This window comes from Lysobacter sp. N42 (assembly GCF_004344885.1).
Map to the genome: position 1 here is coordinate 178,896 of NZ_SKFB01000004.1, position 25,267 is coordinate 204,162.

At 45.2% G+C, this 25,267-nt stretch carries 24 protein-coding genes; 11 read left to right on the forward strand and 13 right to left on the reverse strand.

Features of this window, described 5'->3' with window-relative positions:
• Nucleotides 1-23 precede the first annotated feature (23 nt).
• Nucleotides 24-926 carry a LysR family transcriptional regulator gene (locus tag EYQ95_RS10125; protein ID WP_111915857.1) on the reverse strand — a complete coding sequence of 301 codons (903 nt, stop codon included), beginning with the start codon at nt 924-926 and terminating at the stop codon, nt 24-26.
• Nucleotides 927-1,056: 130 nt separating this feature from the next.
• Between EYQ95_RS10125 and EYQ95_RS10130 the strand changes: the two genes are divergently transcribed.
• The 3 genes from EYQ95_RS10130 to EYQ95_RS10140 are packed head-to-tail and all read left to right on the forward strand — an operon-like array spanning nt 1,057 to nt 2,843.
• The gene (locus tag EYQ95_RS10130; RefSeq protein WP_111915856.1) at nt 1,057-1,494 is read left to right on the forward strand and encodes a DoxX family protein; all 438 of its coding nucleotides are present in this window, start codon (nt 1,057-1,059) and stop codon (nt 1,492-1,494) included.
• Nucleotides 1,495-1,513: 19 nt separating this feature from the next.
• Entirely contained in the window at nt 1,514-2,317 is an 804-nt protein-coding gene (locus tag EYQ95_RS10135) for a class III extradiol ring-cleavage dioxygenase (protein ID WP_111915855.1), read from the forward strand.
• Between the two features lie 52 nt (nt 2,318-2,369).
• Nucleotides 2,370-2,843 carry a TspO/MBR family protein gene (locus EYQ95_RS10140; protein ID WP_111915854.1) on the forward strand — a complete coding sequence of 158 codons (474 nt, stop codon included), beginning with the start codon at nt 2,370-2,372 and terminating at the stop codon, nt 2,841-2,843.
• 16 nt (nt 2,844-2,859) lie between these two features.
• Here the strand turns inward: EYQ95_RS10140 and EYQ95_RS10145 are convergent, their stop codons facing one another.
• Nucleotides 2,860-3,651, reverse strand: a complete 792-nt coding sequence (locus EYQ95_RS10145; RefSeq protein WP_111915853.1) for an acyl-CoA thioesterase II — start codon at nt 3,649-3,651, stop codon at nt 2,860-2,862.
• A gap of 140 nt (nt 3,652-3,791) precedes the next feature.
• Entirely contained in the window at nt 3,792-4,424 is a 633-nt protein-coding gene (locus tag EYQ95_RS10150; RefSeq protein ID WP_111915852.1) for a hypothetical protein, read from the reverse strand.
• Nucleotides 4,425-4,665: 241 nt separating this feature from the next.
• On the opposite strand from EYQ95_RS10150, the gene EYQ95_RS10155 reads away from it, so the two are divergent.
• Complete coding sequence (locus EYQ95_RS10155) at nt 4,666-5,085, forward strand: secondary thiamine-phosphate synthase enzyme YjbQ (RefSeq protein WP_111915851.1); 420 nt, start codon at nt 4,666-4,668, stop codon at nt 5,083-5,085.
• An 11-nt stretch (nt 5,086-5,096) separates the two neighbouring features.
• On the opposite strand, the gene EYQ95_RS10160 is transcribed toward EYQ95_RS10155, so the two are convergent.
• The 6 genes from EYQ95_RS10160 to EYQ95_RS10185 form a co-directional block, all read right to left on the reverse strand.
• A complete protein-coding gene (locus tag EYQ95_RS10160) occupies nt 5,097-6,347 on the reverse strand; it encodes a sulfotransferase (protein ID WP_111915850.1) in 1,251 nt (416 codons plus the stop codon).
• Between the two features lie 69 nt (nt 6,348-6,416).
• Nucleotides 6,417-8,831, reverse strand: coding sequence for a TonB-dependent receptor (locus EYQ95_RS10165; protein WP_111915849.1), 2,415 nt, complete (start codon nt 8,829-8,831; stop codon nt 6,417-6,419).
• A gap of 79 nt (nt 8,832-8,910) precedes the next feature.
• On the reverse strand, nt 8,911-9,792 hold the full coding sequence (locus EYQ95_RS10170) for a carbon-nitrogen hydrolase family protein (protein WP_111915848.1): 882 nt from the start codon (nt 9,790-9,792) through the stop codon (nt 8,911-8,913).
• Nucleotides 9,793-9,886: 94 nt separating this feature from the next.
• A complete protein-coding gene (locus tag EYQ95_RS10175; protein WP_111915847.1) occupies nt 9,887-11,710 on the reverse strand; it encodes a PLP-dependent aminotransferase family protein in 1,824 nt (607 codons plus the stop codon).
• Nucleotides 11,711-11,790: 80 nt separating this feature from the next.
• Complete coding sequence (locus EYQ95_RS10180) at nt 11,791-12,978, reverse strand: MFS transporter (RefSeq protein ID WP_111915846.1); 1,188 nt, start codon at nt 12,976-12,978, stop codon at nt 11,791-11,793.
• 65 nt (nt 12,979-13,043) lie between these two features.
• Nucleotides 13,044-13,964 (reverse strand): LysR family transcriptional regulator, encoded by a 921-nt coding sequence (locus EYQ95_RS10185; protein ID WP_111915845.1) that lies wholly within the window; start codon nt 13,962-13,964, stop codon nt 13,044-13,046.
• Nucleotides 13,965-14,068: 104 nt separating this feature from the next.
• On the opposite strand from EYQ95_RS10185, the gene EYQ95_RS10190 reads away from it, so the two are divergent.
• Together EYQ95_RS10190 and gabT are read left to right on the forward strand one after the other, a co-directional pair.
• A complete protein-coding gene (locus EYQ95_RS10190) occupies nt 14,069-15,541 on the forward strand; it encodes an NAD-dependent succinate-semialdehyde dehydrogenase (RefSeq protein WP_207801105.1) in 1,473 nt (490 codons plus the stop codon).
• The gene (gene gabT / locus EYQ95_RS10195; RefSeq protein WP_111915844.1) at nt 15,534-16,814 is read left to right on the forward strand and encodes a 4-aminobutyrate--2-oxoglutarate transaminase; all 1,281 of its coding nucleotides are present in this window, start codon (nt 15,534-15,536) and stop codon (nt 16,812-16,814) included. Before EYQ95_RS10190 ends, gabT begins: the two co-directional genes overlap by 8 nt.
• Here the strand turns inward: gabT and EYQ95_RS10200 are convergent.
• The gene (locus EYQ95_RS10200; RefSeq protein ID WP_165831981.1) at nt 16,809-18,347 is read right to left on the reverse strand and encodes a serine hydrolase; all 1,539 of its coding nucleotides are present in this window, start codon (nt 18,345-18,347) and stop codon (nt 16,809-16,811) included. The two genes, gabT and EYQ95_RS10200, sit on opposite strands and share 6 nt — an antisense overlap.
• A gap of 96 nt (nt 18,348-18,443) precedes the next feature.
• Entirely contained in the window at nt 18,444-18,989 is a 546-nt protein-coding gene (locus EYQ95_RS10205; protein WP_111915842.1) for a DUF924 family protein, read from the reverse strand.
• 74 nt (nt 18,990-19,063) lie between these two features.
• Between EYQ95_RS10205 and EYQ95_RS10210 the strand changes: the two genes are divergently transcribed.
• Nucleotides 19,064-19,312 carry a hypothetical protein gene (locus tag EYQ95_RS10210; protein ID WP_111915841.1) on the forward strand — a complete coding sequence of 83 codons (249 nt, stop codon included), beginning with the start codon at nt 19,064-19,066 and terminating at the stop codon, nt 19,310-19,312.
• A gap of 134 nt (nt 19,313-19,446) precedes the next feature.
• Nucleotides 19,447-20,439, forward strand: coding sequence for an isopenicillin N synthase family oxygenase (locus tag EYQ95_RS10215; RefSeq protein WP_111915840.1), 993 nt, complete (start codon nt 19,447-19,449; stop codon nt 20,437-20,439).
• Nucleotides 20,440-20,494: 55 nt separating this feature from the next.
• Here the strand turns inward: EYQ95_RS10215 and EYQ95_RS10220 are convergent, their stop codons facing one another.
• Nucleotides 20,495-21,547, reverse strand: a complete 1,053-nt coding sequence (locus EYQ95_RS10220) for a M24 family metallopeptidase (RefSeq protein ID WP_207916342.1) — start codon at nt 21,545-21,547, stop codon at nt 20,495-20,497.
• A gap of 327 nt (nt 21,548-21,874) precedes the next feature.
• On the reverse strand, nt 21,875-22,321 hold the full coding sequence (locus EYQ95_RS10225; protein ID WP_111915838.1) for a DUF4440 domain-containing protein: 447 nt from the start codon (nt 22,319-22,321) through the stop codon (nt 21,875-21,877).
• A 206-nt stretch (nt 22,322-22,527) separates the two neighbouring features.
• Here EYQ95_RS10225 and EYQ95_RS10230 point away from each other — a divergent pair, with 206 nt between their 5' ends.
• From EYQ95_RS10230 to prpC, 3 genes are read left to right on the forward strand one after another with little or no spacing between them, the layout of a single operon-like run.
• Nucleotides 22,528-23,217: a GntR family transcriptional regulator gene (locus EYQ95_RS10230; protein ID WP_111915837.1), complete on the forward strand. Its 690-nt coding sequence runs from the start codon at nt 22,528-22,530 to the stop codon at nt 23,215-23,217.
• On the forward strand, nt 23,214-24,095 hold the full coding sequence (prpB, locus tag EYQ95_RS10235; protein ID WP_111915836.1) for a methylisocitrate lyase: 882 nt from the start codon (nt 23,214-23,216) through the stop codon (nt 24,093-24,095). Before EYQ95_RS10230 ends, prpB begins: the two co-directional genes overlap by 4 nt.
• Nucleotides 24,096-24,141: 46 nt before the next feature.
• Entirely contained in the window at nt 24,142-25,266 is a 1,125-nt protein-coding gene (prpC, locus tag EYQ95_RS10240; protein ID WP_111915835.1) for a 2-methylcitrate synthase, read from the forward strand.
• Nucleotide 25,267: the final 1 nt, after the last annotated feature.

Consider the following 25,267-nt stretch of genomic DNA (forward strand, 5'->3'; position numbering starts at 1 on the left):
TCCTCAACTTGGAGATAAGTTTTTTAACTATCCCAAACCGGCGGATTGCCAAAATATCCTTCACTGAAATCTAAGAATGCCCGAATTTTACGAGGTAGTAGCTTGCGGTGTGCGTACACTGCGTAAAGCCCCATGCTAGGTGGTGCATGCTCGTTTAGAATGGAAACGAGTTTTCCTTCATTGCATGCTTGCTGGGCGATAAATGTAGGTTGTAACGCGATACCATGACCCGCAACTGCAGCTTGTACAAGCACGTCACCGTTATTGCTGACCATCGGAAGCTTGCTCTGCGTGTCGAGGTTCTTAAACCAATATCCCATGATTTCGCTACCGTCATTTTCAGAATAGCTGTAGATCAGCCGCCTGTGTTCTGCGAGTTCCTTTGGGTGTTGGGGGGTGCCAAATTCTTTCAAATAGCTCGGTGCTGCGTAAAACTTTAAGTGCACCGGAGCAATAAACTTACCTATCAGTGACGAGTTCTTCAGGTGGCCTATTCGAAGGGCGATGTCGAATCCTTCATGTAAAATATCTACCTTTCTGTCGTTCAATTGAAGGTCTACGGTAACTTGCGGGTAGTCGGTCTGAAAGTCGCTGATCATTCCACTTAAGTGAGAAATAGCAAATGACACGGGCGCGCTTATACGAAGCTGACCACTGGTTTCGGTATGCATGGCACCCACGCGGTGTTCAATTTCCGCAATTTGCTCGAGCAGCTGTTTTACATTAGCGGCATATTGTTGGCCTACTTCAGTAAGATTAATTTTGCGGGTAGTGCGATTGAGTAAGCGTACGCCTAGGTAGTCCTCGAGTTGAGCAACGTATTTACTCACTAACTGTGAAGACGTATTAAGTTTTTCAGCGGCTGCAGCAAAGCTACCTTCCGAAACTACAGCACTGAACGCCTGCATCGATTTAATTCTGTCCACTCAAACCACCATTAACAACGATTTGTTGATAATTAAACAATAATTAACCTCTTAATCAAGTTTATATTGTCTAATATGATGTTTGTGTACTAAACATTCAGGTCACTAAATTTTAATTGAGGAACAAATTATGAACTCATCATTTATTAAAAAATTACTTTCTACAGACGCAGGTTGGGGTGCTCTAGCATTACGTGTACCTGTAGGTATTATTTTGGCAGCTCACGGTGCGCAAAAACTATTTGGTTGGTTTGGCGGTTATGGCTTAGAAGGTACAGGTCAATGGATGGCGAGTATTGGCCTAGCACCTGGTGTACTTATGGCATTTTTGGCAGGTGGCGCTGAGTTCTTTGGAGGTTTAGCGCTAGTACTAGGTGTGTTAACTCGTCCGGCGGCAGTGTTAAATGCAATTACTATGGTAGTCGCTATTTTTGCAGTGCATTTCCAAAATGGATTTTTCATGTCGAACGGTGGTTATGAGTATGCGCTAGCGTTGTTGGCAGCTACCGTATCTTTAGCTCTCTCTGGTGCAGGTAAACTTTCAGTTGACCAGAAACTAGCAAGCTAATCTTTATTTGGGGGTTGTTATGTCGTCTCCAAGTGTAATGTTTGTTTCTCATGGCGGGGGCCCTTTGCCCCTGCTAGGAGATGCAGGCCATAAAGAGATGGTCTCAACGCTTAATCATATTGCTTCGTCGATAACTCGACCCAAAGCGATTGTAGTGATTAGCGCTCATTGGGAAACTGAAACGGTTACCATCAACACTCAAAGTAACCAAGAGTTACTTTACGACTATTACGGCTTTCCTGAAGAATCGTATGAAATTCAATACCCTGCTACCAGCAACTTAGAGCTAGGGCAAAGAATCGAGAAGGCGTTTAAAGCGCATAACATAGCGGTTCAGCACGAGCAGCAACGTGGGTTTGATCATGGTGTTTTTGTTCCGCTGAAAATCATGTACCCAGAGGCAGACATTCCTGTGGTGCAAGTGTCACTGAAGGCTAACCTTGACCCAGAAGAACACATCACTATTGGTCGCGTTTTAAAAGAAGCCTTGAATGAAGATGTATTGGTACTAGGTTCAGGATTTTCTTTTCATAATATGCAGGCGTTCCGCATGCAGGATTCAAAAGAAGCGAATCTTAAAAACCAGGCTTTTGAAGATTGGCTAGTCGACACTTGTTATTGCGGAGAGCTGTCTGAACAGGAAAGAGAACAAAAGTTGGTGGCGTGGGAGCAGGCTCCGTCTGCACGGTTTTGTCACCCGCGGGAGGAACACTTAATTCCGTTGCATGTGTGTTACGGAGCAGCCCTCAGATCTGCAGACGCGTACTTTAGTGCGACGATTTTGGGTAAAAAAGCAGGGATGTTTTATTGGCGTGAGAGCTAAATGCTTCATACTTGCGTAATGCAAAACGGATTACATAAGTTTGAGGTTTGTGATGAAACAGTTTTTAGGATTGTTGGTTTGCTTGATGGCTGTTTACTTAACAGCAACGATTGGCGCCGCAGGTTCTATTCAAGCAAGTAGTTTTTACGTTGACTTAAACCAACCGAGTTGGGCTCCACCCGCTTGGCTATTCGGGCCTGTATGGACAACCCTATATACGTTCATGGGCGTTAGCGTTTGGCTTATTTGGCGGTTAAACCCAGAAAATAGCAAACGCTTGTTGCTCTTTTTTGCCGCACACTTGGTTGTAAATGCACTGTGGAGTTGGTTCTTCTTTGCATGGCAAATGGGCTTAGTTTCCTTCCTATGGATATTGCTACTTATCGCCATGGTGGTAAAGCTCATTGTGGATTACTGGAAAGTATCTAAGCCCGCCGCGCTGCTTTTGGTTCCCTATTTAGCATGGATTAGCTTTGCAGCAGTGCTTAACTTTGCTATTTGGCAGTTAAACACCGCTACTTTGTAGATACTTTAGGGATTGCTTAGCCAAAAACAGTGACTGTTTGGCGGCTAATCGCGACCAAATTGCCTTGATGGTCCCAAATATGGGCGTGCGTGTGACCGTAACCGTCTGCTGCATAATCGATGGTTGCGAGGTACTGCCACCAGTCACTTGTTTTTAGTGCCGGGTCTAACGGTTCTGGAAACTCAATGGTCCAAGTTAGCGAGCTCGCTGGTGCAGGTTGTGTTAGATGAGTAATTACCGCTGGTGGCCATGCGTCAACAAGGCCTAGGAATAAAGCGATATTGATTGGGCTTTGCTCTTGAGAGTAACGCACCCAACCACCAAATTCGTGCGAGGTATTGCCGCTAAAAGGCATGCCACCAACAGTTACCGCATAGTTATAGTGCTGGGTAAATTCAGGTGTGAAAGGTGTTTTCGGGAAGTCTGGAACACCGTCATAACTTGGAATGTTCGGCTTCGGCAGGTCGTTTACATTCACAATCGACTCTCGACCAGCGCCAAAGGTTAACAAAGCACTAAGCACAACTTGCTCGCTTTGAATCATGTCTACACGAGTTTGGGTGACATTTTTACCTTGGCGAAGCACAACTCGACTCAGTTCCACGTCTCCAGCTGCGACAGGCGCAACAAACGACACCGTCATAGCGCGCAATAATTGCCCTGATTGCACACCGTGAGCGCCATGATGATAAGCGATACCTGCAACTAAACCGCCGAATAATGCTCGACCTTGCCCCCATCCTTCGGGAATATGAATAGTTTGGTGCTCATCTGCGCCTATTTGCGCCAAAATCTCAGAAAAGTGCATGGTAACGCCTAGTTAAAAATAAAACAGGTGTTTGATTTTAGCAGAGTCTGTAATGAAGAGAGAAGGGATTATTGAGTATAAGTACCTAAGTGGAGGTTGCCCTAATATTAAAGAGCAACCTCCGGTTGGGAATACAAGAATTACAAACGAACTTTAGCGTCGCCCACACCTACGTCGATGCGAATGCGATACTGGCCATTGCCTTCAGAAGTCACTTCTTCTGAAACCATAGCGCGAGTGCTAGAGGTGTTTGTACCGCCTGAAACATCAGCTTCACCAACGCCTACATCGATGGCTACGGTGCTTACAGCTTCAAGCATAGAGTTGATGAGGATGTCGCCCACACCTAAGTTTACGTCTACGTGTGAATAACCTGTATCGGCGTCAATTGCGCCTACACCTAGGTCGATAGAAAGACGTTCTGGATCAGGTAGCTCAATGTCGAAGTCGGCTTCAATGTCGTCTTCTTCGAAACGAATTGTCAGTGTTGAACCATTGCGCTCAACCTCAACTTCCATGTCGCTTACGTCTTTGTCACGACCGAAAAAGCCACCGTTTTCACCATCAAACTCCACTTCAAGCAGCATAACTGATCCGCTTTCAATGCTACCGCTAGTGCGACGGATATTAATTTCTCCAACGCCGTTTTTAATTTCTACATGTTCAATACCGTCTAAAGAAATTTCTTGTTCGGTCACTTTAATAGTGTCTGCGAATGCAGAAGTACTTAATAGAGCGGCTGCAGCAACAGAGGTTAGAATTACTTTTTTCATGACTTTTCCTTTTTGATGTTCGTATTCGTTTTGGTTATGTAAATACTTTGGTTATGTAAGTACCACAGCAAACCTTATGCCATTTATTTAAATTATTGTTTTTTATGAATAAATCAAAATATAACAGTAAACAAAATGAATTGTTCTGCTAAAATTTAGCATTCTTCACAATGGTTGTAGGTCAAAACAACCAACGTGCTTTGTTATATTAGTCGCATATCTACGCAGAAGGGTTTAATTCATGGCTTTGGTTCAAAAACACATTCAACTTCCGGCTTTTGCTCGCGGCTTTCATATTATTACTGACCTTGTTACCCAAGCAGTTCCAGAGCTAAAAGATGCCGAAGTGGGTTTACTGCATGTGTTTATTCAACATACATCGGCTTCATTAACGATTAATGAAAATGCCGACCCTACCGTGCGCCAAGATTTTGAGAGCTTTATAAACCGCACAGTTAAAGAAAACGAGCCGTATTATTTGCATGATTATGAAGGGCCAGACGACATGCCTGCACATTTAAAAGCCAGCTTGTTGGGGTCTAGTGTGAGCATTCCAGTAACTAACGGGCGTTTAGCACTGGGTACTTGGCAAGGTATTTATTTAGGGGAGCATCGTAATAGCGGCGGTTCTCGGCGGTTGGTGGTTACGCTTCAAACTTAGCTAGCCTAGTGTTAAATCAAAGGAGGTCGGTTTAAAGCGTGAGTGTTTAATGGTTCTCTAATTTGCGATGCGCTGCCTGTAGCGCTAGGTGCATTATTTTCGTTATGAAATTCTAGAAAACGCTCATCCCATGCTTTGCCTAAAAAGCTGAATAATGCTTTTGCTTCGGCTTGAGGTGCATCAACTAAAGATTCGTACTCCAACTCGAAAATTTGTTCGCCAAAAGATTGGTGCCAGTGAGACATGACCTGTCTATAACCCTCATAGTAATGCTCGATTTCATCTAGATTGTAAGAAAATGGGTAGGCGTGACTGAACAAATGGCGAAATATAGACCACATGTGGGCTTTCTTTGAGCGCGTAACATGAATGATTTTTGCATTTGGAAAGGCTTGATGTATGAGTCCAAGTTGCAGAAAGTTTAACGGGTTTTTGTCAATAAAATGCGTATGTGTTTGGTACTTCTTGGTACTGTCTAAATAGTTTGTACGAATAGCTTCTAAATCGACTAAAGAGGTCAGCTCGACCAGTTTCGTTTTTGAAACTTTGGGCGAGTCTATTTTCCCTAAAAAAGCTCCTGATTTTGCTGCTTGGGCGACCGCTTTATTTACAGCTTGTGGGAAGTCTAATAATTCACCTGCAACTGTTATGTCTTCGTGCATACTAAGAATTCGCTCTACCAGCGTGCTACCCGCTCTAGGAAGTCCAACAATAAAAATGGGTTGCTCTTGGTCTTCTGAAGCTACCTTTTTGAACATGCTTTTATGAAAAGTATTTTTAATGCTATTCATGATGTTTAGGTCTTCTCTAACATCATAATGAATATGTTTTCGCCGAAGAAAGGCTCCCCGTTGAATCGCCTGCTTAGCTTGTTCCCATTCTTTAAGATCGTCGAACTCTTTACCTAGAGCGAACCATAGATGAACTTCCAACTTTGGACTTTCAATTTTTTGGTTGAGCATGGTTTGAAGTTGAGCGATATGGTTCTGCTCTGATGTTGCTTTAGTAGTTAATGAGCGGAAATACCAAGCTTCTGCGTCATTTTCGTTGAGCGCTATTGATCTAGAATAGTGTATTCGAGCTTGCTCTAGATTACCTAGAATGCGGTAAGTACTGGCTAAGTTGAAGTGAAGAGTCGCATCGTTGGGAGAGAGAGAAACACATTGCTCGTATAGGCGAACCGCCAGAGCGTAGTCTTCGTTTTGCGAAGCAGTTAAAGCTTTTTGGCTTAAGTTATTTACGTCTATTGGACTGTGTCCCACGAAAAAACCCTACGTTTAGAAAAGAAATGGCTGTGAGGCACACACTCCCCACAGCCAAATACTGACCTTTTAGAAACGATAGGTAAAGGCCATACCAATAGTTCTTGGTTGAGTAATGTATTGTTTAGAGCTATTACCGTAGAAGTTTTCGCCTGGATCGGTGCCCATGTACCCTTCTGACAATACACCTGTTACACCTTCTTCATTGAAAATGTTTCTGGCGTATAGCGCGACTTCCCAGTTTTCAGCTTGCAAAGACGTGCTGAAATTGGCTAACCAGAAGCCATCCAAGTCAATGTCGAAGTTAGGATTACTTCCTAACGAATTCCTGCTATCAGACTGATAGTAAGCACTCACGCTGGTCACCAAGTACATGCCATTGTTCAATACCATGTTGTGGGTTAAGCCACCAGACAGGGTATGTTCCGACATGCTCGGCAAACGTTCTCCGTCTTCTGCATAAACGTAAGAACTAGGAGCCGCTTGCGTACCAGATGGAACCACTAAGTCAGAAGTTAAAGTGGCGTCTACATAGGCATAACCTAAGTTGTAGCGCACGCTTTCATTTAAGTAACCACGAAACTCGAGCTCAAGACCTTGAGAAACCGCTGATTCTCCATTAACTGCTGCATAAAAGCCCCAGTTTGGAGTGGAGATATTCAACTGAGGATCGTCCCAGTCCATGCGGAATACCGATACACCATAGAAGTGGCGACCTATATTGCCTTTAATACCCGTTTCTATGTTAAGAACGCTGTCAGCATCGTAATTTAAATATTCTGGGTTTTCAGCGAATCCGCCAGTAATGGGTACAGCGCTGGTACCTCCGCGACGATAACCTTCTGATATCGTTCCGTACCAAACCATAGTTTCCGAAACATCGAACGAGAAATTACCTTTGAACAGAGTTCCGTCGTCTGTGAAGTCCGAGTCCACCTCTGATGGACCTGGGTAAATAGGAAGGTCTATTGTTGTGTTGTTGGAAATGTCGTTGTTGAAGTAACGAGCTCCAACTGAAACACGCAGTCGCTCGCTAACATGATAAGTTAGCTCGCCATATACCGATGTTTCCTCAACGGTTCGACTGTCTCTATAGAGAAAGTCCTGATCTCCGAGCACTCCGCCCCATGAAGCCAGTGTGGCATCAAATCCGCTAGCTTCAGCCCACTCGCTAAATCCAGGCATAAAGCTGTCTTGTCCTGAAGCTGTATCTTGGTCCATGTAGAATGCACCAACCACCCAATCTAATGGACCGTCTGTGTTTGATACTAATCTAAACTCTTGCGTGAAAGCACTGTCTTCATAAAAACGAGAGGCAGTAGCTAGAGGACGAGGTGAGCCACCATAAAACCATGCGAACCAATTGTTTTGCGCATAAAAGCCGGTATTGTCTGAAATTGAGCTTCCGCTATGGTCGTAGTTGGAGGTACTAGAAGTCAAAGTCGCGAAGCCTAAGTCACCCTCGATTTCCAGTGACATGAGATCAACGTCTCTCTCGCTTGGCTCTAATTGAACAGCACCGTTTTCATATTCTCCATAAGCTTGCTCGGTTCCACCAACCCAATTTGTTCCTGTTGTAACTTGCCGACGCGCACCTATGTCATCTGTTTGATATTGATAAGAAAGCAAAGCATTCCAATTACTAGAGCCTTCCCAATAAAGAGATAGACGTCCGTAATCTATAGCTACCGTGTCTGCGTCTTCGCGGTTTGTGAATACCGGGCCGCCATTCGCAATGTCACCTCCCGCCGCTACCGGCGCACCAGCTGCATTCCGCTCATAAAGTGTTGTGTAGTCCACGATCCCGTCGTTATCAATGCGACCGATGGCTGCACGAAATGCCATTGCATCACCTATTGCTAGGTTGGCAATAACATCATAGTTTTGGTTGAAGCCTTCAGAACCCTCTGTTTGGCTTAAGCGCGCACTTACAGTTGCTGAATTTTCAAATAGGCGAGGCTTATTCATCTTATAGCGCACAGTACCTGCTAATGCGCCTGAACCATATAGCGTGCCTTGCGGCCCGCGAAGAACCTCAACGGCTTCGATATCTTTTAAGATAAAATTCGCAAAAATTGGTGTGTCATTAACGTACGTAGACACGGTAGGTGTCGCGTTCACGGCAAAATCACCATTACCTGCTGAATCGACATTCATGCCGCGAATAACAATATTGTTGATAACCCCAGAATTACGGTAACCGCGGTCGACTACGGTAATACCTGGAAGCTCGCGCATCATATCAACAGAATCAATAATTTGACGTTCTTCTAAGAGATCGCCGCTAATTACTGAGATGTTATATGGAATTTCCTCTACGGTTTGAGGACGTCTTGTAGCAGTGACCGTGATTCGCTCATATTTTTCAGCTTCGCTAGCCTCTTCTGCTTCATCACTCTGCGCTATTGCAGTTTGTGCGCTGAATATTAGTGCTGAGCTGATCGCTATCGCGATTTGATTCTTTCGGAATGTTGTTGCTTTCATTTCTGTTTTCCCCGTTTTTATAATATTGGGCACTTAAGCAAGATAGAAAATCGACGTTTTTTCGGTAAGAGCCAGTTATTTATGTTTTGTTGGTCCAGTCTCTTTGTTTGGGCTTTTCTAGAGGCCCCAAAGCGTTCAAATAGGTGGATTCGGCGTTAGGTTGATACGGTGGATAGGCTTTGAAATTGTCTCTAAAGCTTTTCAGAGGCTGTCCTAGACCATTCCAGCCTTCCTGTCTCACTCGTCGCAAGTAGTCCAGGTCGATGTCGACCACGATAACGTCATGCTGCTCTCCCGATTGGTGAATGACTTCGCCACCTGGGCCAGCGACAATTGATTTGCCGACACCCATGGAGCCAGTGGCGTTGATATCAACTAAGTAGCATTGGTTCATAGTGGCGTTGGCGCGAGCGATGGAAACTTCTGCATCGCGGTCAATGGTATTGGTAAGGGTGGGATGAATGATTACTTCAGCGCCGTCCCAAACTAAACTGCGAATGGTTTCTGGATACCACATGTCATAGCAAATCGATAAACCGAAGCGACCTACATTTGGTATCTCAACAACTGTCGGTTTGTTGCCGCAAGATATTCCAATTTCATGAGGTAAAAAGGGATAAATTTTACGATACCGAGAAACTATCTTACCTGCAGGATCTATAAGCGACATGGTGTTGTATATTTGATCACCTTCGCGCTCGAATAGTGAACCATTACAAATCCAAACGTTGCATTCTCGCGCAAGGTCTTGATATTGCTTCTCTGTATTTCCAGGTAGTTGCTCTGCAAACTTAGGCGCAGGTCCGTAGGTACAAAGCTCAGGTAACACGACCATGTTTACGTGAGGAAAACGACGCACCGTGCTGACCACTTGCTCTCGAATGAACCCGAAATTGCTGCTGCCCGAGTCTTTCACCGCGGACAAATCAAGTTGCAATCCTGCAATTGAGAAAATTGACATTAGCTAATACTCCAATAGCTTTCCATGGCTACAGAGTAGGGACTAAGTAAAAAAGTGAGTAGAGCCAGTCAGAGGTCTTCGACAGAGCCAATACCTATTCTTCATGTAAAACGAAGAATGCGGAATCAACCACTCGTCCATCTCTAGCCCAGAAGATTTGGTTCTTTTGAATATAAATGTTAAAGCCTAAGGTTTCGCCATAAGACCATTGATTCCATTGGCGGTACCAAATATCACCTTCTAGCCACCATTTACCATGGTCATGTTTCTCGTCATGGTAACCTTCAAAGCCCTCCATAGAACCATCGTCGCATAATCTAATACGGTAGGGATCGCCGAAAACAGTCCTGCCAATATATTCGCAATGACTGGCAAACTCTCTAAGTTTGTCACCTTTTAACTGTCTTCCCGGAGGCTTTGCAAAGAGTGCATCTTCTTCTTGTTGCCACTCTTTAATAACTTTCGAGAGTAACTCCACGCCTTCTCGAATCTTGGGTGTAGGAATACTCGTAACACCAAGTCTGAAATACTGTAAAGGTTTATTCTTTCCGCCGTAAAAACGGTTTACTGGCTCTATCAAAATACCGTGCTTTGCAGCTTCGGCGGCAAATCGTTGACTGTTAAGTTGGTCGGGTCCTTTAATCCAACATGTACTTCCGCCCACAGTTCGTGTGGTTACCACGCTGGTGGCTAAGTAATGGTTTAAAGCTTCTCGAAGTTCATGCCAGCGCTCGGCTAATTCTTCGTTTAGCTTTTTCATGGTTAAATCGTAATAACCAAGACTCAAGAAAAGACCCATGACGCGTTGGTTGTTTGCCGGAGGATGTCTTGAAATGAGAGCTCTGAGTTGGCGAGCTTTGTAAATAAGCTCTTTAGAAGCAACCATAAAGCCTAGGCGCAAGCCAGGTGCTAGTACTTTAGAGAAGCTAGATACATAGATAACCCGACCTTCAGTGTCTAAGCTTTTGACTGCAGGATGAGGTTGGTGAATGAAATTACTCTCACACTCATAATCGTCTTCAATAACAACAAAGTCGTTGTCTTGAGCTTTTTTATATAGAGCCTTTCGCTTTTCCATCGACATTGTAACTGCTGTAGGCATTTGATGACTGGGTGTCGTATACACAAAACCTGTATGTTCAGGAATAGCTTCTACATCTAAACCGTCTTCCTCAACATCCACGTAATGAATAGGTGAAAACGCATGGTTTGCAAGCTGGCGCATGCCCTCATAGCCGGGCTCCTCCATAGCAAGCAAGGTTTGGCTGTGCATGAGTAAACGGCTAACAATATAAAGCGATTGCTGAGACCCAATTGTCACCATTATTTCTTCAGGCTCTGCGAATATCCCCCGTCGAGGTAAAACTTTTGTCCTGATTTCCTCAGTCAGTAAATAATCGTCTTGCTGGCCACTATCCGATGCCCAGTTTTTTATTTCGTCTACATTCAAACTGAGTTTCGAGCACTCGCGCCATTGCGCAACTGGAAATAACGAAGGGTCGAATTGACCATCGATAAAAGGATATGGGTATTTTTGCCAATTCTGCGGATAGGAGGGGGGAGATGTCGTCACACCGACCTTGGACAAAACCTGATCCCAGTCATATCGTTTGCAGTTTTCATCCGGTAGCACTTCATTAGGTGATGCATCAAAAGTGGGGTGCGTATTGAAAATGTCTTCTGCGACATAAATACCACTTCGTTCGCGACTATTTAAATAACCTTCATCGATAAGGGTTTGGTACGCATGAACAACAGTGTTTCTGGCGACGCCCAGCTGCTCTGCAAGTTTGCGAGAGGAGGGCATACGACTGCCACAAGCAAAGTGCCCATTCAAAATACTTTGGATGAGTTTTTGGACAAGCTGTTGTTGAAGGTTGGTACTACCCGACGAATCGAGCACAAATAAGTGCTGCATAGCCTCTAATCATTTTTATTTTTGGCTTTTCAAAATGAGTATATAGAGGCTACTAATCTGCTGCAAGCTTGACGCCAGACTCAAGTAGCCGGGCTATTGTCGAGCAATTTAGATGGATAAAGTGTAATGAAAGCTGCCGCGATAAGCATAGCGGTGGCAATATTAATAAGCATTGTATACGAGCCCTCGGTAACAATGAGAGCCGCAAATAGTGGCCCTGACGCTAACCCCATTTTCGAAGCAAAGCCAGCTAGCGCAGCGGTTTGTCCTGCCTTATCAAATTCAGAACAAACACCAAGTAAATAGGCAATACTAAAGGCCCAAGTAATACCGACCAGAATATTCGCTATCCAATACACGGTGAGTGAGAATGAAAAATGCAGCGCAAAAGTTGCGCCTGCAGTCACTAACACACCGATCAAAATCGGCAGCGATCTCCCGACGCGAGTGGAAAGCCACATCACCATGACAGAGCCTAGAATACCTAGCCAAGCACTAACGCCTAAAGCCGGAGACATTGCGGTTTTGGTTAAACCGGCTTGTTCGCCGAGGTCGATGATATAGGCGTATAGTGCCATATTTGCGGCTTGAAAGAGGAATACGGCGAAAATCGAATAGGACAAAGGTTTCCACAAAATAGGCGCAACGGGTTTGGTTTTATCGACGATAGCGACGGGGTAATCACTTAGGAAAGGAAGCATGATAAGAGCTGCGGTACTAAAAGCGATAAGTGATAAAAATAGAATCCATGCGCCGAAAACTGGAACAAGCGGAGGTAGGAACATAACACCTAATCCTCCTAACCCGAATTGCACTAAAAGTAGCATGCCAAAGGTTTTGTGGACGTACTGAGTTCTCGCAATAACTGCGAAAGCGACGCCTACAAGCAAACCGCCGACAAATCCATGAAGCGCACGTAACGCCATCATAATCAGCGGAAGCTCAACTAACATACTAAGGAAATCGATGGTTATGAGGCTTATGAGTAAACCGGCACTGACCGGCTTCCAAGGAACCCGTTTCACTAAGAAAATTGCCAGAAATGCACCTACTGCAGCGCCATAGATATTGAGTGAGCCGACAAGCCCGGCATCTCTGCGGGTGAAAGCCAAACCATCGATTAAGCCAGAAACAATAGCGGGCATAATGTTGACGTAAAACAATCCCGCTGTTGCTAAAAATGCCAATAAAACTCTTGCGGTGATGCCGTGTTCATTTGCAGCCGGCAGTGATTTAAACCAAGTTCTGTTCTTTATTGCTACTTCCATGAGAGAACCTTTTAATAATTATTTATCCAGAGCATAAACCAGTGAGTCTGTCGAGAAAGAGCCAGTTAGGATGGAAGGGGAGAGCCAGTTTCCAATTGGCGTTGAATGGTTTCCACAACAAGTCGAACGAGACGCTCGTCTCGTGGGCTTTTCTTGCTCACGAAAAACTGCTCGAAAGCGTAGTTAATTGTGCTTGGATTGATGTATCGAAGTTCGCTTTTATTGATTAGCGGCTTAGCCATAGGCTCCGGTAAAAAGCCCATCCATGCGCCTGAAAGTATCATCGCCAGTCGAATGTCGAATTGGTAGGCTTTCCCCGCGGTATTGAGCTGAGCTAAATGTTTTCTTCCTTCTGGGTTGATATCAACACCAGGATGAATCACTTCATATTTTTGTAATTTTTCAAGTGCAACTTCCGTAAGCGCCTCTTCAAACAAGGGATGGTTTTGACAGCAGCAAAGATAAACCGGCGTAGAAAATGCGGTGTGATACTCCAAGCCATCAATACGTCGGTACCCCGGCATAAGAGCAATATGAGCTTGGTCTTTCAACAAGGCTAATTCAATTTGTTGTAGTGGCATGACATCTGTTGCTGGTGTTACCTGAGGGGCTTCGAGTTTGAGTTGAGCGATTAAAGCAGCGAGAAAATGCTGACGCTCAATATCAAGCTGATCGGCAAAGAGAAACTTTAGCTCACCTTTCAACTCTGTTTTAAGACCGCTCACGAGTCGGGAAAAGTCGCCAAGCGCATGATTAAGTTCGAGCGACGCGCTATATACAGCTTGTCCTTCTGTTGTAAGCGAAAATCCGGCTCGACCGCGCTGCGCGAGTTTTAAGTTGAGACGTGCTTCAAGATTACTCAAATGAATACTAATGGTGGAGCGGGAAATGTTGAGTTCGGTTTCCGCAGGAGTTATTCCGCCGCACTCTACAACGGTCTTAAAAACGTGGATCAGCCGAATATCAAAGTCAGTTAATTGTTTCATATCTGATGCTTTAGTTTGATGTTAATCAAACAATACGTTTAAACATTGTTATTTATCAACCTTTATTTGCGTGTTCAAATTCCCAGAAACCAAAGGAGGCGACTGTGAATTTTCAAGACATCCCTGCACAACTGAAACCCGAGTGTTCATTTATTGATGGAAGTTGGGTGAGTTCCAAGCAAACGTTTGCGGTATCTAACCCAGCGGATAATTCCCATTTAACAAGTATTTCGAATGGCAGAGCGAAAGATGCGGAGCGGGCAGTTCAAGCGGCTCACAATGCCTTTCAAAGTTGGAAAAACACTTCTGCGCAACAGCGCGCTGAGTATATTGAGAAATGGCATGACTTGATGATGCAGTATCAGGACGAACTTGCTGCGTTGCTGACATTAGAGCAAGGCAAACCGTTGCAAGAAGCGAAAGGCGAAATTGCTTATGGCGCGGGTTACCTCAAGTGGTTCGCGGAGGAAGCTCGTAGAGTTTATGGCGAAGTCATTCCTGCTCCCAGTGAAGACAAACAAATCATTGTATTAAAAGAGCCGGTGGGTGTGGTTGCTGCAATTACACCGTGGAATTTCCCGAATGCCATGATTGCGCGAAAGGCTGCCGCTGCATTGGCTGCGGGTTGTACTTTTGTCGTTAAGCCTGCGCATGAAACGCCATTGTCTGCGCTCGCGATGGCAGCACTGGCTAAGAAAGCAGGTATCCCGAATGGTGTAATTAACGTGGTGGTTTCAGACCAATCTGCTGAAATCGGTGAGGTGCTGACTAAGCACCCTCTTGTCGCCAAGTTCTCCTTTACGGGGTCGTCTCGTGTAGGTCGAATTCTAACAGCGCAATGTGCAAGTTCAGTTAAACGGGTATCTATGGAGCTGGGTGGTAACGCTCCTTTCATGGTTTTTGAGGATGCAGATATTAAATCAGCAGTTGCAGGATTGATGCTTGCTAAATTTAGAAATGCCGGTCAAACCTGTGTTGCGGTTAACAGGGTATTGGTTGCTGAGAAAATTCATGATCAGTTTTTAGCAGAACTCAAACGTCAAATGCAAACATTGAAAGTTGGTGATGGTATGGACACTGGCACTGACATTGGTCCCATGATCACAGCTAATGCCAAGCAGGGACTTGTGGATGTGATAACAGAGGCCGAGTCGAACGGAGCAAAAATAGAATACCTCAGTGACCAGGGCTCTGAAAATTGGTTGCCGCCTACTCTGGTGACGCAAGTAACCGCAGATATGGCGATTCATGACCATGAGTTATTTGGCCCAGTCGTAGTGCTGCAAACCTTCGGTTCTGAAAGAGAAGCGATAAAGATTGCAAACAATACCGAGTACGGACTCGCTTCATACTTCTATAGCCAAAACTATGCCCGTGTTTGGAGAGTCGCGAAGGCGCTTGAATTCGGCATGGTAGGTATTAACGATGCCGCGATATCTAACCCCGCCGCACCATTTGGCGGTATTAAACAGTCTGGTTACGGCCGCGAAGGCTCGAAACACGGGCTAGAAGATTACCTTCATATCAAATATTTAAGTTTAGGCGGTTTATCTGCCCTAGGAGAACATCATGAGTAATGCTCAACTACAACAACGTAAAACCGCTGCTATTGCTCGGGGGCAAGGAAATCTATACCCGCACTATGTGGTGAGAGCTCATAATGCAGAAGTTTGGGACGAAGACGGTAATCGGTTCATTGATTTTGGTACTGGAATCGCTGTTTGCAATACGGGTCACAGTCACCCTAAAGTCGTCGAAGCTGTTAAACGTCAAGTCGAAGACTTTAGTCATTCTTGCTTAATGATCTCGCCTTACAAAGGAGCTGTTGAACTGGCGGAAAAACTGACCCGTGCTGCACCAGGGAATTCGGTTAAAAAAGCAATGTTTGTAACCACAGGTGCTGAAGCTGTTGAAAACTGCGTGAAGATAGCGCGTGCTCATACACGAAGAAGAGGCGTGATAGCTTTTACTGCAGGCTTTCATGGACGAACGAACCTAACCATGGGGTTAACAGGTAAAGTAGCTCCGTACAAATCTTTGTTTGGCCCCTTTCCCGCTGATATCTTTCACGCACCTTTTCCTAACGAATACCATGGAGTTTCGATAGCGCAAGCGCTGAAGGGGCTAGAGCATGTGTTTAAGGCGGACATTGGCCCAGAGGATGTTGCAGCAATCATCATTGAGCCTATTCAAGGTGAAGGTGGTTTTTACCAAGCCCCAAAAGAGTTTCTACAGGCTCTCCGTCAAATATGTGATGAACATGGAATTGTATTAATTGCAGATGAAATTCAAACGGGATTTGGTCGCACGGGTAAAATGTTTTGCACCGAATATGCTGATATTGAACCCGACTTAATCACAATGGCGAAGGGAATTGCTGGCGGTTTCCCCATTGCCGCTGTTGTAGGGAAAGCAGAAATTATGGACGCGCCACTACCTGGTGGCCTGGGAGGCACCTATGGAGGTTCACCTGTCGGCTGTGCAGCAGCGCTCGCGGTGTTAGATGTCATTGAAGAAGAACAACTCGTGCAGCGTGCGAATGAAGTTGGAGAGACGTTTAAGTCGTGTTTAACGAAACTACAGAACAAATACTCGCACGTTATCGGTGATATTCGACAAGTTGGTGCGATGATAGCTATGGAGCTGGTTTACGAGGAAGATGCAGACAAACCTAACCCTGAGCTCACGAAACAGTTAGTCGCGGAAGCAAGCCAGCATGGTTTAATTCTCTTGGCTTGCGGATATTACGGGAATGTTATCCGGTTTTTACCCGCGCTGACCATCGAGGAAAATGTACTTGCTGATGGTCTGCGCAAGTTCGAAGCATTATTTGAGCACTGCATGTCATGAATTACAAGGCGTCTCGCCGAGTAGGCGCCGCGCTATATCCGCAAAGGTAAATTCGAAGTCGTCCCCAATGAAATAGAGAATCATGCCGTTGGGGAGGGCTGCGATAATATTTCCGCCATAGCCAGAAAGGTAGGGAATCGTCAGTTCTTTGTCACAATACTCATAGGTTTCGTCTGTGTAAAACCAAAAGCCATTCTCAAAAACTTTTGAGCCTGCTGGCGCTTGTGCGGTGGTTGCATCGATGACTTGTTGACCGTTAATCTCCCCCTGATCTAACCAGATAAACTGGGCGAGTTTCACTAAGTCGTTTGTATTGTAGAAGTGGCCGAATCCTGCGTAAGGGATATGCGGTTCATCTAGGCTACTCACAAACAGCTCTGTCAAAGAGCTCAAGCCAAGTGGGCGATAAATATCTTCGAGTAATACTTCGGAATAGTAGGATTCTGGGTTACCTGTTTGGTTGTGATAGTACTGCTGCAGCGCAGAGCTTAATAAGTAAGTGTCTGAAGTGTGGTAGACAAATGTTAGTCCCGGACTTTCTTGAATCGGGTAGCCACATGAGAATGCCGCTTTGTCGGCATGAGATGCTGGCAAGAAAAAATCTTCAATCGTATTCATGCCTTCTTCGTCACTCATGTATTCGCTACTAAAATAACGCCCTGTAGTCATGCTTGCTAAATGTGAAACAGAGACATCTTGCCATTTTTCAGGTGTGCAGTATGAAATAAGTTCGGAAACATTAGTGTTAGCAAAGCTCTCTCCATACAAAGCTTGAAAACGTAATGTCGACAACCCTGCTACGAGCCCTTTTGCAAGAGAGTAAGAAGGCAAAATCGTATCCTCACAATATTTCGCGTTGCCTTGTCTTGTTGAGCATTCGCTACGGAAATGGATGCCATCGTAAAGTAATCCGTAAACAGTTTTGTCATCAAGGCGACTAAGGGCATTTTGTATTGTCGTTGGCAGTTCTGAAATAGAAGCTGTTGGCAAGTTAGCTTTGTTTTGAGCTGCAAATGACTGCAAATATTCGCTGCGTTCGGGGATTGCTTGGTTGACTAGGTTAGCTGTTCCTGAAGCCTGTAAATTGAATTGTAAATATCCACACGTTTCTTGAGCTATTTCAGCATTGGCGGCGGCATTATCTATTTGAATCAACCCATGGTGGGTGCAATTTTGGTTACGTTCAACCAATGCGAATGGAAATTCGAAAACGTCGTTTTCCGCGTAACCATGATTTACAACAACGTCCCAGTCGCCATGGTCGGTGTGTATGTACTGAGGTTGAGCGACAATGAGTCTATGGCTTTCCTGTATTACTTGGATACTGAAGTTGGGAATGGTATGCGGAGATTTATAGTCTGAATCGTCTGTACCATTTACGGTTCTGTATGACTCCGTTGAAAAATTAAACTCAATAGTGCCCTCAAAGCTTTGAGGTGGGGGGGAGACAGGTGGGGCTTGATTAGTAGAATTTGAATCAGCCGCGCACGCCGTTACTAAAATTGCCGCAACAGAAGCAAAGAGAAATTTCATAACACGCTCCATTTTATTGTTTCAAATATGAAGCATGTTGTTTGTGATACATAGTGCCAGTTTCAGGCGTTATGAAGTTCCAAACGCCACTGTAGTTTAAAAACTAGACCCCGGATGCTGCAAAAACTCAATTTCTTCTTGGCTAGATGTTCTGCCCAAAATGCTATTGCGGTGTGGGTAGCGACCAAACCTGTCGATTATAGCTTTGTGCTGCACTTCAAATTCGTAGTTGGTTTCTAATCCTGGTTGATTGAATAAATCGAGTGCAAGTTCATGTATGTGCTTCGACTCGCTGTGCATATAAGGCATATACAGAAAGGCTTGCTCTTCAGGAGTAAGTGACTGGTCATGACCGCGCTCTATTGCTTCTTGTGCTAATGCTAAAGCCAATGCATCGGTGGCAAAAGCAAGTGGACTATTGCGGTGAATGTTCCGCGAGAATTGGTCGAGTACGATAACTTCAGCAAGCCTACCTCTAGCGCTACCTCGCCAATGCCAAAGTTCGCACTTTGAGCCGGCTTCGTGGGTTGCGTTGAATCTTTCCGTGATATGAGTGTCGAGGCTGTCGTCTTTCATAAACCATTGAGATGGTTTTAGTTCTTGGAACCAGAAATCGAGGACCTCGTGGGCTTCTGTCACCATTTTTTCACTTGACCTGCAATGTATTTGATTAATATTATCGACCTGAAACTGATAAAAAACAAATGGATGTAATTATGAAAAAAACAGTTCTATTCGGAAGCGCAGTTGTTCTAGCGATGGGTTTAACAGGTTGTGGTGGAGTTGATTTTGGTGACGACACTGGCCCTTACACTATGGACCGTGAGTGTGATGACCCGCGTTTCAGCGACGTACCTAGCACGCCAGGCGGCATGGCTGGCTCTCTAGACGCTAGCAACATTAAGAAAGACGCTACTGACTGCGAAGGTTTCTTCACTGCAGGCTGGATTGAGCTTCGCGAATAATCTAGCAAAGTCAGATATATGACATAAATGCGGGCGCTTTTAGTTCTTTCAGTTCTATAAAATAAGAATTCGTTCGTTCGCCCGCACTTTCCTCGCTTTTATACTCTGCACTCAACTTTTCGTAGGTGAGTGTAATGAGTAAGACCGTACTACCCGTTCTAGATTTGCAAGAACTCCGCGCTGGAGGGAAATCCAAGGCGGACTTTCTACGCACGCTGGCAGAGACTGCGCGTACAGTGGGCTTCTTCTACGTAAAAGGACATCAATTAGAATGCTTGCAGCAGCAAGTGTTTGAGCTTTCGAAGCAATTTTTCTCACTTCCGCTCGAGAGCAAACTTGAAACCCAAATGGTGAACTCTCCTCATTTTCGTGGCTACACGCGAATCAAGGGAGAAATAACCGCTGGTAACGTCGACTTTCGTGAACAGTTTGACGTGATGCGTGAAGAGCAGCCTGTGGAACTCAGTGCCAGTAATCCTTCGTGGGCTCGCTTAATTGGACCCAATCAATGGCCGACGGCATTACCAGAGTTACGCCACGCGGTTTTGAATTACCAGAATGAACAAACCGATGTTTCAAAAGAGCTTTTAATGGCCTTTGCAGAGGCATTAGGTCAACCCGAAGACGCTTTTGGAACTTCAATAGACAAGCCTTATACCCACATGAAGCTCATTCGTTATCCGGGAGAAGAAGGAGACGATAAGGCCGGTGGCCAGGGGGTAGGTGCCCATAAAGACCCTGGTTATTTGACCATTGTGACTCAAGATCAGCAGTCAGGATTACAGGTTCTGAAAGACGACGAGGGATGGGTAGACGTTCCGCCGTTAGACGGTGCCGTAGTGGTTAATATTGGCGAATTGTTGGAGATGGCTTCAGACGGATATTTGCGCGCGACATTACACCGTGTGCAAACACCTCCGGCGGGTTCGGAACGGTATTCGGTGGCGTTCTTTTTAGCGTCTCAGCTAGACAGTACAGTGCCACTATTCGAGCTAAGTGATGAGCAAAAGAAACTGGCATTGGGCCCTGAAAGTGACCCGAATAACCCAATGTTTTACCAAGTCGGTGAGAATGTGTTGAAAGGGCGAATGCGTTCTCACCCAGACGTCGCAGAAGCTTGGGCATAAAAAATTGGGGTCAGAGCACTTAGTGCTCTGACCCCAAAGTGCTCTGACCCCATTTTTATTCGATAAGGTGCCACTGTGTTTGGCGGCCGGCGAAGTAGATAACGTTCTCTCCGTTGAAGTATGCGCTTTGCTCTAAACGAATATGCACAAACTGCCCATTCCATTCAGGCACGGCCTGTTTCACGTTGCCTTCAATAGCATAAGCGGTATTCGGATAAAGTGGATAGTCACCACGTATCGGTGTTGGGCCTTGGTTGTCCCACATGCCAATGGTTGGTCCCGGAGCGTGTCCATAAAAACCTAGCGGATGCGTATAAGTGCTGCTAATAATTCCTTCACTCTCATTTTGAGCGATGGTTGCGGCAAGAATTTCGTTACCCGTTCTTCCCGTGACGAAATTGTCTGTAAGAATGTCTTGCCAGCGATTACCGGTAAGTAGAGCGTCTTTAAACCCTTGTGGAATATCTCGTTCACCAACTTCTAATACATAGGCCATTTCCTGCGTATCGGTACAAAGCGTTAGGTAGCATATACCTACGTCGGTGTGTAGAACGTCACCGCGCTGAATAACCCCTTCACTACCACAAAAGAAGGTGTCTTCTTCACACTCGGTGCCGACGCGTTGATAGCTCACGTAAGGCATAAACCAAATAGGTAATTGAAGTTCCTCAAAACGATTGCGGATGTACCATGCTACGTCGTCGGTGTGGGTTACACCTGGTGTAATCACTTGTGAGCTAAAAGCTTCACCAATAACTGCCCGAGCCAGACTAAGTACATGTGGGTAAATTTCTAATTCTTGTTCGGTGCGAGTTTCAACCCAGCGCACGACAAGCTTTTCCGCAGAAACCAGTCTGTCTTGAAAAGTGTCTGGTAGAACTTCGGTAAGTCGTTGGTGTAACGCGCTAGAAAGCCCGTCTGCTACAGGCCAGTCGCGAGATACATTAATGCCAATCGAGCTAGGGTCTTTTTCAACGATGAGGTCGCCTAATGCTTGCCATTGCTCGTCTAGATTGCCACCACTCCAGGCCGCTTCATAAGGCGCTCCAAATGGATAGGTATTCACTGTAAGGCGTTCAACTGTGCCGTCTTCTAATCTGTTAAACACCAGCATAGTGGTGCGTCTGGCGGCAAAAGTGGGTTGTGGAACCAGCGTAAAATACACAGGGTCCTCTGCATACTCTCGATTGAGTACCAACCACATATCAATGTTTTGCTCTTCCATAAGTGCAGGCAGCAAATTCTCTAGCCTGTCGGTGAGCATCGCATTCACCGGTTCAATACGTGCCTGTTGAGGAAGAACTTGGTAATGCTCTGCCGACTTAAGCACGCGTCCTTGAGACGGCTCATTGGCCACAGAAGGCCAGAAAACAAATATTCCTATGGCGGCTAAAAGTGCGCCCACTGCAAATCCTATTCTCATCGTAGCCTCTTTTTATTCTCTTGAATCTGCGGTAACGGTGACATTCCAGTTGACGGCTTTCCACAGGTCGTCTTCTTGAATCATTACTGCTGTATTATAGAATCGTGTTTCTTTTTGCGTAGCTTCGTTTTTCGCAACAAGCGTGAAATTCACGATAGCAGCACCGTCTACGTGATAAACAGAAATGTCTTCAGCACTGTACCAAACCTCAACTTCCTCAGCGGTAAGGCGGGTGTCTCCCTCAATGTCTGCCCAAATTTGCTCACGACCAAAGCGTAGCCCCCTTCCACTTGTGTAGGTAAGATCTTCTGCCCAAAAATGCCGATGCACGTCTGGGTCGTTATAGCTTGCACCGTTTAAAAACCATTTTAATGTGCCAACAACTGGGTCTTCCGTGGCTTGTGCTTGGGGTATCGTTAAACTTAAAAATACAGCTAAGCTAACTAGTAATGCTTTCATGTTGTTCCCTCCATTTTTATTTACCTTATCTGATAGGTTTCACGAGTGCATTTATTTTGCTTTATATCTTATTGCTTTTACTCGACATTTAAATATCTATTTTGCGGTAAATATAACCACTTTGTCGACAATTATGGTTTGCCTCACCTTGAAAAACCTAATAATTAAGCCTAAAATTGCCATCCGTTTCAAACTTGTCGACAATTATGGCTTTGCATTCTCCGCTTCTCAAGGCACCAGTTACAACCGCAGATCGAGTTCTACAGGAAATCCAACACGCTATTGTGGAGGGTGATATTCCTGCGGGCAGTAAAATGAGTGAGCCCGAGTTAGCGAAGCGTTTTCAAGTAAGCAGAGCACCTTTACGCGAGGCTTTGGCGCGATTAGAGCGTTGCCATTTAGTAGAACGTTTACCCAATGTAGGCGCTCGCGTTGTAAGGCTGTCAGTCGAAAGTTTACGGGCTTTGTATGAGCTGCGCGAAGAGCTAGAGGGTTTAGCTTGCCGCCTGGCGGCAGAGAAAATGCCAGAAAGCGAAGTTCAGTCTTTGAAAGCTTTGTTAGACAAGCATTTAGCCACACAGCGTGTGAGCGAAGGTGAAAGTTATTACCAAGAAGAGGGTGATTTAGACTTTCATTATCGCGTCATTTTAGGCAGCGACAATTCATATCTAATTAATATTCTGTGTGACGAGCTTTATTACCTTGCAAGAATGTACCGCGTCCAATTAGGCATGAATGGCCCTCGTGTTTCGCGAGCGTTCGATGAACATAGGGCAATATTGCAAGCGATTGCTAATCGTGACGGTGAACTAGCAGATTTATTGATGCGCAGGCACATTCGCGCATCTAGAGACAACATCGAAATTCAGTTAAGAGAAATTGAGGAGCAAACATGAGCCAGTTAGCGAGTGCGGGCGCAAAATTGCGTGAGGCAATTGCCGCAGAAAATCCATTACAAATCGTAGGTACAATTAATGCTTACACAGCTATGATGGCTGAGCGTGTAGGCCATAAAGCACTATACTTATCGGGTGCAGGTGTAGCGAACGCATCATTTGGTTTGCCTGACTTAGGTATGACTTCGTTAAATGATGTTTGTGAAGACATTCGCCGAATCACGGGTGCTTCAGACTTGCCTTTATTAGTTGACGCCGACACAGGTTGGGGTGGTGCATTTAATATCTCTCGTACGGTGAAGGAAATGACTCGTGCGGGTGCTGCTGGCTTCCACATTGAAGACCAGGTTGCGCAGAAACGCTGTGGTCACCGTCCTAACAAGGAAATTGTGACTCAAGAAGAAATGGTAGACCGTGTAAAAGCGGCTGTTGATGCTCGTATTGACGATCAGTTCCTGATCATGGCGCGTACCGACGCTTTGCAACAAGAAGGCTTAGAAGCTGCAATTGAGCGCGCACAAGCATGCGTTGACGCTGGCGCCGACGCCATTTTTGCTGAAGCAGTTCATACACTAGAACAATATGATGCGTTTACAAAAGCATTGAACGTACCTGTGCTAGCGAACATTACTGAATTTGGCGCAACTCCACTATTCAATAAGCAAGAGTTGGCTGACGTTGGTGTAGAAATGGTGCTGTATCCGTTAAGCGCGTTCCGTGCCATGAACAAAGCTGCGTTAAATGTTTATGAAAATATTCTAGAGAAAGGCGATCAGAAAGACTCAATCGACAACATGCAAACACGCATGGAGTTATATGATTTCTTAAATTATCACGCGTTTGAAGAAAAATTAGACGCGCTTTTTTCAAAGAAATAAGTCGTAGTAAAGAAAAAGAATTCACAACAAATTTAGGAGTATAGAAATGGTTGATAAGAAATTAGGTGGCGCGGGATTGCGCGGACAAGTAGCTGGTGAAACTGCCCTTTGTACTGTAGGTAAATCAGGTTCTGGCTTAACTTACTATGGTTATGACATTTCAGAATTAGCTGAAAAAGTGGGCTTTGAAGAAGTTGCGTATTTGCTTGCGCATGGCGAGCTACCGAATACTTCACAATTAGCAGACTACAAAGCGCGTTTGAAAACATTGCGCGGCTTACCACAAAGCTTGAAAGACGTTCTTGAGCGCATTCCTGCAGACGCGCACCCAATGGACGTAATGCGTACAGGTATTTCTTTCCTGGGTAACATTGAAGGGGAAGAAGACTTCAGTGAAGCAGACGCGAAAATTGAGCGTATGCTTGCTGCGTTCCCTAGCATTCTTCTGTACTGGTATCGCTTTAGCCACGACGGCAAACGCATTGAAACAGAAACAGACGACGATTCAATTGGCGCGCACTTCTTGCACTTGTTGCACGACAAAAAGCCTTCGCAATTGCATATCGACGTAATGAACACGTCTTTAATTTTATATGCAGAGCACGAGTTTAACGCTTCTACGTTTACTGCTCGCGTATGTGCATCAACTTTGTCAGACATTTTCTCTTGTGTAACTGCTGCAATTGGCTCACTTCGTGGACCACTTCACGGTGGAGCAAACGAAGCTGCGATGGACTTAATCGAAGATATGAAGTCGGCAGACGACGCAGAACAAACGCTAATGGGTATGCTAGAGCGTAAAGAAAAAATCATGGGCTTCGGTCATGCCGTTTACCGTGAGTTTGACCCGCGTAACGATGTAATTAAAGCTTGGTCGAAGAAGCTTTCTGAAGAGTTTGGTGACAGCCGTTTGTACGACGTTTCTGTGCGTTGTGAAGAAGTAATGTGGCGCGAGAAGAAGTTATTCCCAAATGCGGATTTCTTCCACGCTTCTGCATACCACTACATGGGTATTCCTACTAAATTGTTTACGCCAATTTTCGTAATGTCGCGTGTAACAGGTTGGACTGCTCACGTAAAAGAACAGCGTGCGAACAACCGTATTATTCGTCCGAGTGCGGACTACACTGGTCCAGCACCTCGTAAAGTTCCTGCAATCGACGAGCGTTAAT